General features: G+C 44.3%; 14 protein-coding genes. 10 read left to right on the top strand and 4 right to left on the bottom strand.

Going from position 1 to position 14,638, the window contains the following annotated elements; all coding sequences use genetic code 11:
* Positions 1-63: 63 nt before the first annotated feature.
* From E7588_03405 to E7588_03395, 3 genes are read right to left on the bottom strand one after another with little or no spacing between them, the layout of a single operon-like run.
* Positions 64-858, bottom strand: a complete 795-nt coding sequence (locus E7588_03405) for an amino acid ABC transporter ATP-binding protein (protein ID MBE6688309.1) — start codon at positions 856-858, stop codon at positions 64-66.
* A gap of 11 nt (positions 859-869) precedes the next feature.
* Complete coding sequence (locus tag E7588_03400; GenBank protein MBE6688308.1) at positions 870-1,514, bottom strand: amino acid ABC transporter permease; 645 nt, start codon at positions 1,512-1,514, stop codon at positions 870-872.
* 24 nt (positions 1,515-1,538) lie between these two features.
* The gene (locus E7588_03395) at positions 1,539-2,369 is read right to left on the bottom strand and encodes a transporter substrate-binding domain-containing protein (protein ID MBE6688307.1); all 831 of its coding nucleotides are present in this window, start codon (positions 2,367-2,369) and stop codon (positions 1,539-1,541) included.
* A gap of 283 nt (positions 2,370-2,652) precedes the next feature.
* On the opposite strand from E7588_03395, the gene E7588_03390 reads away from it, so the two are divergent.
* From E7588_03390 to E7588_03370, 5 genes are all read left to right on the top strand, one after another.
* On the top strand, positions 2,653-3,402 hold the full coding sequence (locus E7588_03390; protein ID MBE6688306.1) for a hypothetical protein: 750 nt from the start codon (positions 2,653-2,655) through the stop codon (positions 3,400-3,402).
* 174 nt (positions 3,403-3,576) lie between these two features.
* Positions 3,577-4,293, top strand: coding sequence for a hypothetical protein (locus E7588_03385; GenBank protein MBE6688305.1), 717 nt, complete (start codon positions 3,577-3,579; stop codon positions 4,291-4,293).
* Between the two features lie 47 nt (positions 4,294-4,340).
* Entirely contained in the window at positions 4,341-5,678 is a 1,338-nt protein-coding gene (locus tag E7588_03380) for a hypothetical protein (GenBank protein MBE6688304.1), read from the top strand.
* A complete protein-coding gene (locus E7588_03375) occupies positions 5,679-6,560 on the top strand; it encodes an MBL fold metallo-hydrolase (GenBank protein MBE6688303.1) in 882 nt (293 codons plus the stop codon).
* A 3-nt stretch (positions 6,561-6,563) separates the two neighbouring features.
* Positions 6,564-7,670 carry a hypothetical protein gene (locus tag E7588_03370; protein ID MBE6688302.1) on the top strand — a complete coding sequence of 369 codons (1,107 nt, stop codon included), beginning with the start codon at positions 6,564-6,566 and terminating at the stop codon, positions 7,668-7,670.
* 33 nt (positions 7,671-7,703) lie between these two features.
* Here the strand turns inward: E7588_03370 and E7588_03365 are convergent, their stop codons facing one another.
* Positions 7,704-10,169, bottom strand: a complete 2,466-nt coding sequence (locus E7588_03365; GenBank protein ID MBE6688301.1) for a hypothetical protein — start codon at positions 10,167-10,169, stop codon at positions 7,704-7,706.
* Between the two features lie 185 nt (positions 10,170-10,354).
* Between E7588_03365 and E7588_03360 the strand changes: the two genes are divergently transcribed.
* The 5 genes from E7588_03360 to E7588_03340 all read left to right on the top strand — a co-directional run bounded on the left by E7588_03360 (position 10,355) and on the right by E7588_03340 (position 14,619).
* Positions 10,355-11,284: an RluA family pseudouridine synthase gene (locus E7588_03360; protein ID MBE6688300.1), complete on the top strand. Its 930-nt coding sequence runs from the start codon at positions 10,355-10,357 to the stop codon at positions 11,282-11,284.
* A gap of 18 nt (positions 11,285-11,302) precedes the next feature.
* On the top strand, positions 11,303-12,232 hold the full coding sequence (locus E7588_03355) for a DUF4432 family protein (GenBank protein ID MBE6688299.1): 930 nt from the start codon (positions 11,303-11,305) through the stop codon (positions 12,230-12,232).
* 11 nt (positions 12,233-12,243) lie between these two features.
* Complete coding sequence (locus E7588_03350) at positions 12,244-13,503, top strand: M20 family metallopeptidase (GenBank protein ID MBE6688298.1); 1,260 nt, start codon at positions 12,244-12,246, stop codon at positions 13,501-13,503.
* Between the two features lie 28 nt (positions 13,504-13,531).
* The gene (locus E7588_03345; protein MBE6688297.1) at positions 13,532-13,819 is read left to right on the top strand and encodes an antibiotic biosynthesis monooxygenase; all 288 of its coding nucleotides are present in this window, start codon (positions 13,532-13,534) and stop codon (positions 13,817-13,819) included.
* Between the two features lie 146 nt (positions 13,820-13,965).
* Entirely contained in the window at positions 13,966-14,619 is a 654-nt protein-coding gene (locus tag E7588_03340; GenBank protein ID MBE6688296.1) for an N-acetyltransferase, read from the top strand.
* The last annotated feature ends 19 nt before the right edge of the window (positions 14,620-14,638 follow it).

The following is a 14,638-nucleotide window of genomic DNA, read 5'->3' as shown; positions in this document are numbered from 1 at the left end:
AAGTACCTTTTTGTAAAAAAATCAAAAAAAATCGGCATGCGTATGTACGCATACCGATTGTATTTAAAATTCAGGCCGTGTGAGAAACTCACGTGTTCTGGGACTTTTTGGATTGTCAAAAACTTCTTCGGGAGTGCCTTCTTCCTCAATTACACCGTCCGACATAAATATAACACGGTCGGCAACATTGCGCGCAAATTCCATTTCGTGCGTAACCACTATCATAGTGCGGTCACTGGATTTAAGGTCCCTGATAACTCTCAGTACTTCGCCTGTAAGCTCAGGATCAAGAGCCGAAGTGGGCTCGTCAAAGCACAGTACGTCGGGACTGAGCGCCAATGCACGGGCGATGGCAACACGCTGGCACTGACCGCCCGAAAGCTCGCAGGGATATGCTTCTGCTTTCATTGAAAGCCCCACACTATCCAGAAGCGTTTTTGCGTTTTGCAGAATTTTATCGTGCTCTGCACGCTTTTCGGCGTGAGACATTTTTGCTTTTGACGCACGCTCGGCGAGATGCATTTCGGGTGCAAGAGTTATATTTTTAAGCGCCGTATATTGCGGGAAAAGATTGAACGATTGGAAAACAAGACCGAAATGAAGCCTTTTTTCGCGGATTGTTTTTTCGTTGAAGGTGTTTTTGTCGTCGCCGTCGAAAAGAAGCTCGTTACCAACGGTTATTTTTCCGCTGTCTGCTTTTTCAAGAAAATTGAGACATCTTAAAAGAGTGGTTTTACCGCTTCCCGAGGAGCCTATTATGGCGAGCACCTCGCCCTTTTCGAGGCTGAAGGAGATGTTCTTGAGAACCTCGTTTGAGCCGAAGCGCTTTTTTATGCTTTCAACATTAAGAAATGCCATACATACCCTCCTTAAACTCTGTAATATGAGAGCTTTCTCTCAAAATATCCGAACAGAAGCGTAAGTATTCCGACAAATGCAAGGTAGAATACAGCCGTGTAGAACAGGGGCCACATAAGACCGTAGGCAGCGAAATTCTGTGCCGCCTGGAGAATTTCAACAATCATTATAACTCTGGCAAGTGCGGTATCCTTTACAAGTGTTATGACCTCGTTGGACATAGGGGGAAGAATGCGTTTTACCACCTGCATGAGCACAACCTTGAAGAATATCTGGCTTTTCGTCATGCCCAGCACCTGACCTGCCTCGTACTGACCCTTTGAGATGGACTCAATACCACCACGGTAGATTTCCGAAAAATAACAGGCGTAGTTTATCACAAACGCCGCAATAACGGAATTAAAACGCGAAAGTATAGGTGTACCCAGCATAAAGCCGGGGACGTAGAAGAATATGATTACCTGAAGCATCAATGGTACGCCGCGTATTACCCATACAAAGGTTTTGACAAGGTAGGAAAGCGGTTTGAATTTTGACATTGAGCCGAATGCTATCACCAAACCTAAAGGAAGCGCTAACACAAGTGTTAGCGCAAATATCAGGCAGGTGTATTTTAATCCGCCGAAAAGGCTTAAATTTACATCCCAGAATCCCATTATTTATTTCCTTTAAAGTGAATATTATTCGATGGTTTCGGAAACCTTCAGAACGTTTTCAAAGCCGTATTTTGTAGCCAGCTCCATAAGCTTGCCGTTTGCTTCCAGAGTCTTGATGGCTTCGTTTACCTTTGCGGTAAGCTCGCTGCCCTTCTTGAAGCCGATAGCATAGATTTCAGAGTCAAGCTCGATTGCTTCAACAATAGCAAGGTCTGCATAGTCACCGTTTCCGCAAATGTTCTGAGCAAGAATGATGTCAACTACTGCAAAGTCAACAGCACCGGATTTAACTTCGGTGAAAGCATTGATCTGAGCGGTGGTAGCGAAGATTTTGTCAGCGTCGGTTACGGACTCTGCGTAAGCAGCACCTGCGCTTCCGCCTTCAACGCAAGCAGTCTTGCCTGCAAGGTCAGCGGCAGTTGCAAATTCAGCAACCTTGTCAGCCTTTGTTACGATGCACTGCTGGTTGAGCATATAGCCGTAGGAGAAATCAACGAGCTCGGAGCGTGCAATTCCGTTGTCTGCGGAGTTTGCGGTGAAGCCGTTCCAGATGCAGTCGATAGCGCCGGAGTTGAGCTCATTGTACTTCTGAGACCAGTCAATTTCCTGGAACTCAACGTTCATGCCGATAAGCTTGCCGACTTCTACTGCAAAGTCGGACTCAAAGCCGGTCCAGTTACCGTTTTCGTCTTTTTCATTCATGTTTTCAAAGATGGTAACGCCGCAAACAAGGGTGTCGGGCTCTGCGGGAGTTTCATCATCGGGAGTCTCGACGGGTGCCTGTGTGCAGGAAGCCAGACCGAGAACAGCAAATGCCATTGTAAGTACCAAAAGGATGGAAAGAATTTTCTTCATGAGATTTTCCTCGTCTTTCTTAAAAATTGTACAGCTATTCTATCACACTTTTGAAAAAAAAGGCAATAGCATTTTAGTAATTTATCAAAGTAAAGCGATGAATTTGTAAATATTGCATAATAATTAACTGTCACGTTGTGCAATGTGCCTTTTGCAACTTTGCGATATAATTGATATTTTTTCACTTAACAGATTGACTTTAAAACGTTTTTGTGATACACTAGTTAAAGTCAGAAGGATATTTGTTTTTTACATTAATACAAACAGATGAAGGAGTTCGCTTATGAGCTTTTACAACATGGGACAGGCTGTAAAAAACGGTGAGCACATCACGTTGAATTTTGTAGGTGACAGTATTACGTTAGGAACTGAACACTGCCGTGCGGAGGAAACATATGTTGCGAAATTCGCAGTTGAACTGAGCAAGCATTTTTACGGACACAAGGTTTTCAGATACGACGGAATTTGCGAAAACGGACTTCTGCCCATGAAGTACTTTGACGGTCCCATATTGGTTTCTGACGGTGCTTCGGGCAGAATCGATGTGATAAGAAACGGAATAGGCGGAAACACTCTTACCCGTGCCCACAACAGAATTGATGATTTTACAGGTATTCTTGCTAACGGCAGAAAATCTGACGTAACCTTTATGATGTTTGGTATCAATGATGCGCTTAAGCCCGACCCGACGAGATATACTACTCCGGAGCAATTCGAGGAAAACTATAAAAAGCTTATTCATGATGTGAAAAAGCGTGACCCTGAAACGGCTATCGTACTTATGACGGCAACCTATAATGACTGGTCGGTGGACGGACATTGCGAGGCGACAATCAGAGTTGCACGGCAATATGGTCTGGACTTGATAGATACGCATAAGTTGTGGACCGACCATTACAGTGACGATGCTGATAATTTCGGTCACGGCGATTGGCTTGCCGGAGGAGTGGATGCCTGCCATCCCACACCGCTTGCTTCCGAAATCATGGCAAAATATGTATTCGGATGTTTTAAGAAACTGGCAGGGATTTGACACCATAAAGAGCTTTTATAATTAAAGCGAATGGTTTTTATCTGATGCATATATTAAAGTTTTATTTCCGTACCGATTGTGCTGCACCTATTTGAAGGATGGCGTTACGGGTGCTGTAACGGAAAAACGGCATACATAAAAAATTGCAGGATATTATACAGTATTTCAGGAGAAATGAATATGATAAATTACGCACACAGAGGTGCAAGTGAATATGCACCGGAAAATACACTCTGTTCGTTTTACCTTGGGCTTCTGCAGGGAGCAAACGGAATTGAAACGGATGTACAGCGCACGAAGGACGGTCATCTCGTGCTTTTCCATGATGACACGGTGGACAGGGTTACCGACGGCAGCGGCAGGGTGGAGGACTTTACACTGAATGAACTTAAGGAGCTGAAGGTATATGGCAACAGCACCGCAGGCTTTTTTGACAGAATAGTTACATTTGAAGAATTTCTTGATAAATTCTCTTGCTACGGCATAAGCTTCGCTGTTGAGCTTAAGGGCAAAGGCGTGGAAAAGGACACCCTGGAGCTGGTAAAAAAGTACGGTATAATGGATAAAACCACATTCACTTCTTTCAAGTTTGACTATATAGCAAAGATTAAATCTCTTGACAGCAGTGCAAGAACAGGCTGGCTGACTAATGTACCCACAGATGAAGAGACGGAAAGCTTTATTGCAACAGGTGGTGAGGAAATCGCACCCAAGGCAGAGCTTATTGATGAAGAAATGTGCCGTAAATGGCGTCAAAAGGGTCTTGGAATACGTGCATGGGGAGTTTTAAATACAGCTCTTATGAAAAAAATGTGCGCACTTGGAGTTGACGGCATGACAGTTAATTTTCCCGACAGACTTTTTCAGTATCTTAACATGACAAAGTTTTGAAAAACTCAGATTTGCAAAAATAAAAATTAATATATAAGGAGAATAAAATGAAAACAGGTTTTGCACAGGTTTGTATCAATCCCCCTTACGGTGCCCCGATTGTGGGTTATTATGAAAAGCGTTTTGTAAAAGGCATACTGGACAACCTTTATGCCAGAGCGGTTGCCTTTGACGACGGCAAGAAAAAGGCGGTTGTTATTGCAATTGACGTTTGCGAATTGGCTCAAAAGTATTTCGATGCTATAAAAAATGCCATTGTAGAAGCTACCGGAATTGAAAGCAACGGTATTTTTATAAATCTTTCCCACACTCATACAGGTCCTCTGCTGGGCAAGGATTTTGCTTCAGATTTGTACAGCACTCAGGCATATGATGACTTTTTTGTTGCCTGCGCGCGTGATGCGGCGGTATATGCACTTAACGACCTTAAGGAATCTACCTTTGAAATCGGTCAGACTCAGGCAAAGAATATTTCCTTTATTCGCCGTTACCGTATGAAGGACGGAAGTGTGGCTACCAACCCCGGTGTAAAGAACCCCGAAATTGACCACGCGCTTGGTACGCCCAACGAGACTGTTAAGCTTATAAAAATTCTCAGGGACGGCGGAGATAATATTTTTGTTGTAAACTTCGGTACACATCCCGATTCTGTGGGCGGTGAGTACATAAGTGCCGATTATATGGGATTTGTATGTGATATTCTTGAAAAAGCAGTTCCCGGTACAAAATGTATTTTCCTTCAGGGTGCACAAGGCGACGTAAACCACGTTAACGTAAATCCCACACCCGGAGAAAGTGCTATTTCGGTTATTGACTTTGACAGCGTTCCCAGAAGCATAAAGCATGCCGAGCACATGGGCAGAATAATTGCAGGTGCAGTGCTTTCCATCTGTTCCATTACCGAAAAGGTGAATGCAGATGAAATTTCCTATGCTTTCTCGCGTGTTGACCTGCCTTCACATCAGGAAAACGACCGCATTGAAGAAATGAGAAAGATTTACGATCTGTACACAGCGGGACGAGCAAACGAACTGCCTTACAAGGAAATGGCACTTACCACTGCAGTTGCAGAAGCAAGCCGTATAATCAAGCTGGAAAAAGGTCCCGAATCCTTCCCTTACTATCTGTCCGCGGTTAAGATAGGCGACATTGTGTTTGCGGGTATCGGCGGTGAGCCCTTTACCGAAATCGGCAACCGCATAAATGAAGCATCTCCCTTTGAGCAGACCATTCTTTGCTGTCTGACAAATACCGCCGGCGGATATGTTCCGACAACCAAAGCTTATGATGAGGGCGGATATGAGGCAAAGAGCTCTTCTCTTAAACCCGGCGGAGATGATATTATCGTCGAGGGAATGACGAAGCTTCTTAACTCCTTGAAATAAATGGAAAATTTTAAAATTACCGATGTGAGAGTGTTGCCGGGCGACAGTGCGTTTCTTCTGGATGACGGAAAGACTGCGATACTGTATGATACGGGCTTTGCTTTCACGGGATACGCTGTGGCTGATAAGGTAAAAGCTGTTCTGGGAGAAAGAGAGCTTGACTATATATTTCTCACCCATTCCCACTACGACCATGCCGCCGGCTCGGCATATGTGAAAAGACGTTTTCCGTCAGCTAAGGTTGTGGCAGGGGAATATGCCGCAAAAATATTTCAAAAGCCCACCGCAAAAGCGGTTATGCGTGACCTTGATATGAAATTTGCCGTCAAGTGCGGTGTGACGGAATACGAGGATTTGTTTGACGAGCTGAGTGTTGATATGGCGGTAAGCGACGGTGACACAGTCAAGGCAGGGGATTTGGAGTTTACCGTACTCAATCTTCCCGGGCATACAAAATGCTCGGTTGGTTACTGGTGTCCCGCAAAAAAGCTTCTTTTAGGCTGTGAAACACTGGGAGTGTATAACGGCGAGGATGATGTGGTACCGTCATATCTTGTGGGGTATCAAATGACCTGTGATGCCATAAAAAGAGCGGAAAAACTGGGTGTACGGCATATTCTTGTACCTCACTACGGACTTCTGAGTGATGAAAAAGCGGACTTTTTCCTTAAAAAAGCTTGGGAAAGTGCTACCGTTACCGCATCGGAAATATTAGCAATGCTTAAGGAAAACATATCTACGCAGTATATAATGGATTTTTTCAAAAAGAAGTTTTACCGAGGCTACGTAAAGGAAACATATCCTATTGATGCCATGGAGCTTAATACAAGCATTACAATAAAGCTATTGCAAAAAGAGTTTGACATAAACATAGGAGAGTAACAAATGAAATTACCCGAAATACTTACGACACTGGGCGGTGTAGAGGTAAAGGACGTAAAAACCTGGGAAAACTACCGCCGAGACGAAATAATGGATTTGTTTTGCCGTTATGTTTACGGTATAAGAGACATTGAGCGCCCCGAAAACCTGTATTTCGAAAACACGGGAGAAATCGAGGAATACGGCATGCGCGTTAAGTGCATAAAGGTTGGGTTTGACGATTTTGCTTTCAATTTCAAGCTTTACCTGCCCAAAAAGCAAAACGGACCGCTTCCCGTATTTGTTTACGTCATGCATGAAAATATGGAAAAGTTTTTCAGATATGATGACAAGGGTAATATGTACAGATGCGATGAGTCGGAGGCAACTCTTCCTCTTAAGGACATAACCGACCGAGGCTTTGCCGTTGCGGCTATGCCCACCCGTGAGATATACCCCGAGTGGACCTGGCACGCAGAATTTAAAAAAGGCGTTTTTGCACATGTCAAAACACCTATGGGCAGAAATAAGCACTCCTGGGCAAGCCTTTCAGCCTGGGCATGGGGCGCAAGCCGTGTTATAGATTATCTTGAAACCGACGGTGATATTGATTGTTCCAAGATATGCAGTATCGGCCACTCCAGAAGCGGCAAGGCGGCTCTTTGGGCAGGCGTTACCGACCAACGTATACTTCTTGCCGTACCAAATAACTCGGGTTGTATGGGTGCTGCTGTTCTGCGAGACAAAAAAGGTGAGCATGCGGTGGATATAAACATCAGCGACTGGCTGTGCGACAAGTTTCACGAGTATAATGACTGTGAGGAGCTTCTGCCGGTAGACCAGCACATGCTGTGTGCACTTATGGCTCCCAGATATTTGTACATAACAAGCTCAATCGAGGACGAATGGGCAGACCCCGATGCAGAATTCCTTTCTGCACAGCTTGCAAGCTGTGCATATGAGCTTTACGGACTCAAGGGTCTTGTTGCTCCCGAAAAGCCAGAGCTTAATAAAGTGTACCACGAAGGTCGCATTGCTTACCATGTTAAAAGCGGTGACCATTCCCAGACAGCTTTTGACTGGGATAATGCCATGGACTATTTTGAAAAGATAACAGCTGAACAGAAATAAAAAAACGGCTGAGTCATTGACTCAGCCGTTTTTTTATTTTTTGCTCAGAAGCTTATATACATTGTTCATGATCTGGCTTTTAAGTGCATGGCGTATAAAAGAAAAATTGCGTTGTACCACGGCATTTGACATTCTTTCCTTGAGCTCCTCAGCACCTGCTGCAAAAAATCCTTTTTCAAACGATTCTTCGATTTTGTTTATTGCCTTTTTGACGTCGGATATATAACATTCTTCTATACCTGACGGGATTTCGACGGTGTAACTGTACGGGATAAGGCCCGCATCGAGAATTTCGCTTTTTAGCTCGAATTTTCCGAGAGTCATTTTGTATGTTGCACCATTTGTTTTAATTTCTGTTTCCACGGTGTAAGGCTCACGGTTTACCGCGTATATATAGGTTTTTCCGTCTTTCTCGAGATAACGCACAACCACAATTCCCGTTTCACCGTCAAGTGTTTTGAATTTGCACTTGGGAAGCTTGCGGTATTGTGCGGCAAAGCTGAGCTGTTCCTTTGCATGTGCCATATCCATATAGAGTCCGCCCTGTGTTACCTCAAGAGCGTCATGCACGGCAATCTCGTTGGCAAGCCACTCAAGATAATGACCCGAAGGAAATGCCGAGGTTATTCTCATCTGACTGTCAAACCAGAATTTGTTTTGTGTATCATCGGCGTAGTAAGAATTTTCCTGCGCGATAAAATCGGTGTCTCCGAATTCAAAATGTGACAGTGCGGCAATATTTGTGTCATCATCGCGGCGCTCTTCAAGCACTGTTCTGCCCCACATTTCAACCCATGAATCGAAAATAAAGGCGGTTGAGTTTTTGCTGTGCTGCAATGCCTTGGCAATGTTTTCATCCAAAAAAGCCGTGTCGACAAACATATTTGTAAATTCCTCGCCTCTGAGTGCATTTTCACTCTGATCGCGTGTTGAGGTCTTTTCAATGGCGATTTCAATATTCTTCTCGTTGCCGTAAAGTCTGAGGTCGATACCGCCTTCTTTGTATATCTCGTCAAAGCTTCGTCTGGCACCATATCCGGTCAGTGCGCCGGGAACAGTATTCAGATATCCGTAGGATGCGGAGGTCTCGTTCCACAAGGTGAGAGTAAGTGTAAGATCGCTTCTTACGGCAGATATTGTGTCTCTGCAGCGGCAGATAAATTCATGTATTTTTTTGCATCTCCAGTTGATAAAAGCATCACGCAGCGTCATTGTAAGCTTTATATGGCGCTTTTCAAAACGTTTCGGATCGTCCGGGGATATTCCAAGCGAAATACCTGTTTCGTTTTCAAACATGCCTGTACTTACGTCATCATATCCTGCAAGCAGGTTGCCGTACCACAGCATGGTGCCGTGCCACATGTTTACGGAAAGCCCCTTAAATGACGGATGCTTTGCATATTTTTTGCAAAGCTCCTCCAACAGCTCCAGTACCTGGTTTTGAACAACGGGATGCAACGGATTGAAGATCGGCACGCGGACACTGTCGGAAAGCTCGTTCTTCTGCGGGCGCTGCTCACCGTACGCAAAGGACATGGGGATACCCTTTGTAAAGCTGTCATACCAGCTTTCAAAAGTAATTGGATTAAATACTGCGGTCCAATCGTTGAGCGATTGCTGGATTTCACCGTTGAACAGCACATTATTATATGTATCTGCACCGTTTTTTACACTTTCCGAATCGGCATTCATTCCCTGCATAAGTCTTCCGAGTCTCATCAGAGTCATGGAGCCCTTGAAGGTAAATCCCTCTTCATCAAAGCGTGTAAGCCAGTATTCCAGCCAATCATCGATATTATTCTTGCGTGCAACTATATACCTTTTTCTGTTCTGCATGCCCACAAGAATAAAGCGGCTGGAGGGCTGACATTCCACCGGCACGATGGGACCGTGATACCAGTTGACGGGATATGTAAGATGGCTTCTTCCGCTGAATTTCATATATTCTATGTGTCGCTCAATAAACTCGTTTAAATTTTTTGCTCCGACGCTCAAGCCTACATTGCAGGGGTCTTCATACTGGATGCCGAATGAGCGTCTGTCGGTTTTGTAGCATTCGTCCGAAAGCTCGGCTTTGTTGAAGCCGTCAATTTCATAAACAGAAAATTCCGATACTGCCGCAGGACAATTTTTACCCCACGAAGTAAATACAACGGTTTCTTCTTGCCATCTTGGATAAAAATAAATTTCCGATTCCAGCATTTTACCGCTTACGGCATTCACACCGCCACAGGTTATTCCGCTGTCAAGGTCGTATGACGAATCATTTGTCACGCACATGAAGCGCTCTTTGTCGTCCGGATATTTAACCACAATAAGATGAGGCTTGTCCTTGTTCTCCAGCATGAATCTGTATCCGAATCGCGACAGATGCGCGCCGTCGGTTTCTCTGTATCTGCCTGCCGAAGTTCCCGTGATTGCCGTAGTTCCTATTTCAAAATAGTTCTCCTTATTATATTCCTTTGTACAATCCACATGCAAAATAAGCTTTTTGTCCATATGTATACAGTACCTTTCGTGACTTGTTTTTCGCAGATCTATGCCACAATTATACCATATATCACGTGAGGCTGTCAATAAAAAACACGTGCCATAAACACATATGTTTGTGACGTTTTATGCTATTTTATGAGTATATCTCTTTTTGTTTTCGATGCAAATAAAATTTCCGTATTTTTGTATATATGCTTGACAATGAGCTGTTATTGTTGTATAATTTATATGATATGAATAAAAGTCTTACCATAACTGTAAATTTCAGCCTTGATGGTAAAACCGTTAAGGAAATACTGCGTCGCAACGGCTTCTCTTCCGCGAATCTGCGCGACCTTAAAAAGCACGAGGACGGAATTCTCTTGAACGGTCACTCTGTGCATGTCAATAAAACCGTAAACACCGGTGATGTGCTTATCGTAACTCTTCGCGATGAGCCGTCCGAAAATATAGTGCCCGTAAACATTCCGCTGGACATAATTTACGAGGATGAGGACGTTATAGCCGTCAACAAGCCCCGTGGTATGCCCACACATCCGTCCCACAGACATTATGACGATACGCTTGCCAACGGTATAGCTTACTATTTCCGTGAGCATGATTTTACGTTCCGTGCCGTAACTCGCTTGGACGGTGATACATCGGGCATTGTGCTGATTGCCAAAAATTCTCTTTCCGCACAACTGCTCAACGAGGATATGAAGCGGCAGAAAATACAAAAAGAGTATTTTGCCGTCGTGAACGGAGTGCCCTGTCCTGCCAAGGATATTATATCGGCACCCATAAAAAGAATGCAGGAAAGCGTCATATTACGCTGTGTTTCGCCCGACGGAAAAGAGGCAGTGACGGAATATGAGGTGCACAAAACATGCGGCTCGCTGTCGCTGGTGCATCTTGTGCCCCGTACCGGCAGAACCCATCAGCTGCGCGTGCACATGAGCTATATAGGCATGCCCATTTACGGTGACGACCTTTACGGCGCACCGCAGTTAAACGAAAGGACGCGGCTTCACTGTGCGGGTATCGTTTTCCTGCACCCCATAACGAAAAAAGAAATCAAGCTTTTCTGCCCTATTCCGCAGGATATGCGGTTATTGACGGAAAGATGTGAAAACCACTAAATTCAAAAGGAGTACTGCATGAACAAACAGGAATTGCTGAGACATATAGGCTCTGTGGAGCAGATAGGCGGCATCAGACGATTTACCTTCAACGACGGCAGGGCAAAGGGTGTAGATGCTGTTGAGGTGAACACAGGCAATCTGCGTTTTACCGTTTTGCCCGACAGATGTCTTGACATTGCCCAGGCTTTTTATAAAACAAGCGCTGTAAGCTGGATTTCCAAGACGGGAATAACCTCGCCCATGTATTATGAAAAGGACGGAAAAAGCTTTATGCGCGGTTTTTACGGTGGACTTGTAACCACCTGCGGTCTCAAGAATATCGGAAGACCTACCCCGGAGTTGGGTCTGCATGGCAGAATTTCAAATATTGCTGCTCAAAAGGTAAGTGTTTTTGCCGATTGGGTGGGAGATGAATATGTCATGAAAATTTCGGGCGAGATGCGTGAAAGTGTCGTGGGCGGCGAGAATCTTGTTTTAAAAAGAACAATTTCCACCAAACTGTTTTCGGATGAATTTACTCTCGAGGATACGGTTGTCAACGAGGGCTTTGATACCGAAAATATCGCATTGTGCTATCATTGCAATTTTGGTTATCCGCTTGTCCGTCCCGGTGCAAAAATTATAAACGTTCCGTCCGAGGTGTCGGAGATAACAGCGCCGGTACACAAGGCACAGGAGGAATGTGTCGATGTTAAGTATACCGATGATATCGTTACGGTCGGAATTGAAAATGGTGAAATAAGTGCATACGTCACCTACGGCAGAAAAACTATTCCGGATTTTCTGTTGTGGAAGATGCTGGGCGAGAGTGAGTATGCCGTGGGGCTTGAACCACGCACCACCTCTCTGGGAGGAGAGAATATTGTTAAAAACAATAAGTTTATTCCGCTTGGCTCATTTGAGGAATATAAAACCAATCTTAAATTCAGCTTCAAATCATTATAAGGAGTGTTGATATGGAAATCAAAAATATCTGTCAGCTTATTGACAGTAAGAAGGAAGAGCTTTTTGAGCTTTTGTGCAAGCTTATAAGAATCAATTCCGAAGATTTCGGCGATCACGGAAACGAGCAGGAATGTGCTGAATACATACGCGATTTATGCATTGAAATGGGCATGGAGACGGATATGTATTCTCCGCTTGAAATTGAGGGCTTCAGCGAACACCCCGACTACATGCCCGGCAGAAATCTTGAAAACCGCTACAATACCGTAGCGCGCTGGAGAGGCGAGGAGGACTGTGATCACCTTATGCTGATGGGACACAGCGATACCGTCAGAATAGGCGACTTGAATAACTGGGAATTTGAGCCCACTGCGGGATTTGTAAAGGACGGAAAGGTGTTCGGCAGAGGTGCATGCGACGATAAATATGCCCTTGCAACTGCACTTTTTATTATAAAGCTACTCAAGGAGCAGGGCTTCAAGCCCAAAAAGAACCTTGTGTTTGCCGCATATTCCGATGAAGAATACGGCGGATCGCACGGTGCAATGGCGGCTGTTATGAAGTATCCTTGCAAGCATATTGTAAATATGGACTGCAAGGAAAATCTTATCTGGCACTGCGGCTCGGGCGGAGGAGAAATGAAGTATCTGTTCCACACCAAAGAACCTGTGGACAGCGCTGGACTTACGGCATCTGCCATTCCCGTTATAATGGAAGAACTGGAGGCTTTTGCCCAAAGACGCAGAACAGAGCTTGGAAACAATCGCTACTATAAAGGCACCATTATTCCCTCAACCGCTATGCGTTATATGGGTGTGCGTGCAGGAAACGGCGGTTCGGATCTTGGCATGGGCGAGGTATACTTTGTATTCTACACCGACAAGACCAAGGATGAGATATATAAGGAATTTGCACAGCTTCATGAAGTTATCTCCAAAAAGCTGGATGCCATGGGCATTGTGGGTGACGGCTTTGTGCCAAACACACGCTTCTTCCACTATGTACACTGCGAGCCGGACAGCGAGGATATAAAGCTCATGCTGGAGGCTTCAAGAGAGACTACCGGAAAAGAGCCTCTTGTATGCGGTTCCTGTCTTTCAGACCTTTCTGTTATTTCCAAGTACGGAAGCGACCGTGCTTTCGGCTTCGGTATCGGACGCGACTTCAACAAAATCGGCGGTGCTCACCAGCCCAATGAGTTTATCGAGTGTGATAAGCTGGTTGATTACGCCAAAACCATTGCGGCATACGTGATAAAAATGTTGGGTTGAAAATATTTTACATAAAGGAGAAATAAAAATGTATACAATTTACGTTGTTTTCAAAAGCTTTCCCGGCAAGCGTGAGGCATTTATCGAAAAACTGCACAGTGAAAATATTGTTGATGCGGTAAGGAAAGAGGACGGTTGCATCCGATACGATTACTATTATTCCGAAAAGGACCCCAACGAGATACTTCTCATTGAAGCATGGGAGTCCAAACAGCACCAGCAGACACACATAGAACAGCCCCACATGGCACGCCTGCGCGAAATCAAAAAGGACTATATCGAAACCAGCAATCTGGGCGAATTTGAACTGAAATAATAACATTTCAAAAATAACAATATTCTTGTATAAGAGTATTGTTATTTTTGCATTTTTGTGTTATAATTTACACGTCAGCCGTGTTTTTGGATTGGCTTGGTGTGAAGACAGTAAGATTGTCGAATTTTGGCGAAAGGAATTACGAAATGAAAAATTCGATTATACGATTAGAAGAAGAAAAAGATTATAGGGCAGTAGAAGAGCTTACCCGCGAGGCTTTCTGGAATGTTTATAAGCCGGGCGCTGACGAGCATTATTTTGTGCACGAGATGCGGAATCACCCCGATTTCATTCCTGAACTTGCCTTTGTTCTTGAAATGGATGGCGAGATTATTGGTAATATTATGTATACAAAGGCATGGCTTGAAGATGAAAATGGTGAAAGAAAAGAGATCCTTTCTTTCGGTCCACTTTGCGTTGCACCCGAATATCAGAGGCAAAAATTCGGAAAGATGCTTATTGAACATTCGTTTGATGTTGCAAGAAAAATGGGATATGATGTCAATATCAATTTCGGAAATCCCGGCAACTATGTTAGCAGAGGGTTTGTAAGTTGCAAAAAGAAAAATATTAGTTTTGTTGTTGAAGGAAACTTCCCGACTGCACTTCTTGTTTGTGAACTTGTACCTAATGCACTTGACGGCAGAAAATGGATGTATATTCCAAGTACCGCTGCCGACTGCTGTGAAGATACCGCCGCAGTAGAGTTGTTTGATAAAACATTCATGCCTAAAGAAAAGAAATGGATGCCGAGTCAGGAAGAGTTCTACATTTACAGTCATTCTTCGGTAGTCAGATAATTATACTGATGAAAACACC

Source organism: Oscillospiraceae bacterium (assembly GCA_015065085.1).
Classification (GTDB): domain Bacteria; phylum Bacillota; class Clostridia; order Oscillospirales; family SIG627; genus SIG627.
This window is presented reverse-complemented; position numbering and strand designations above follow the sequence as displayed.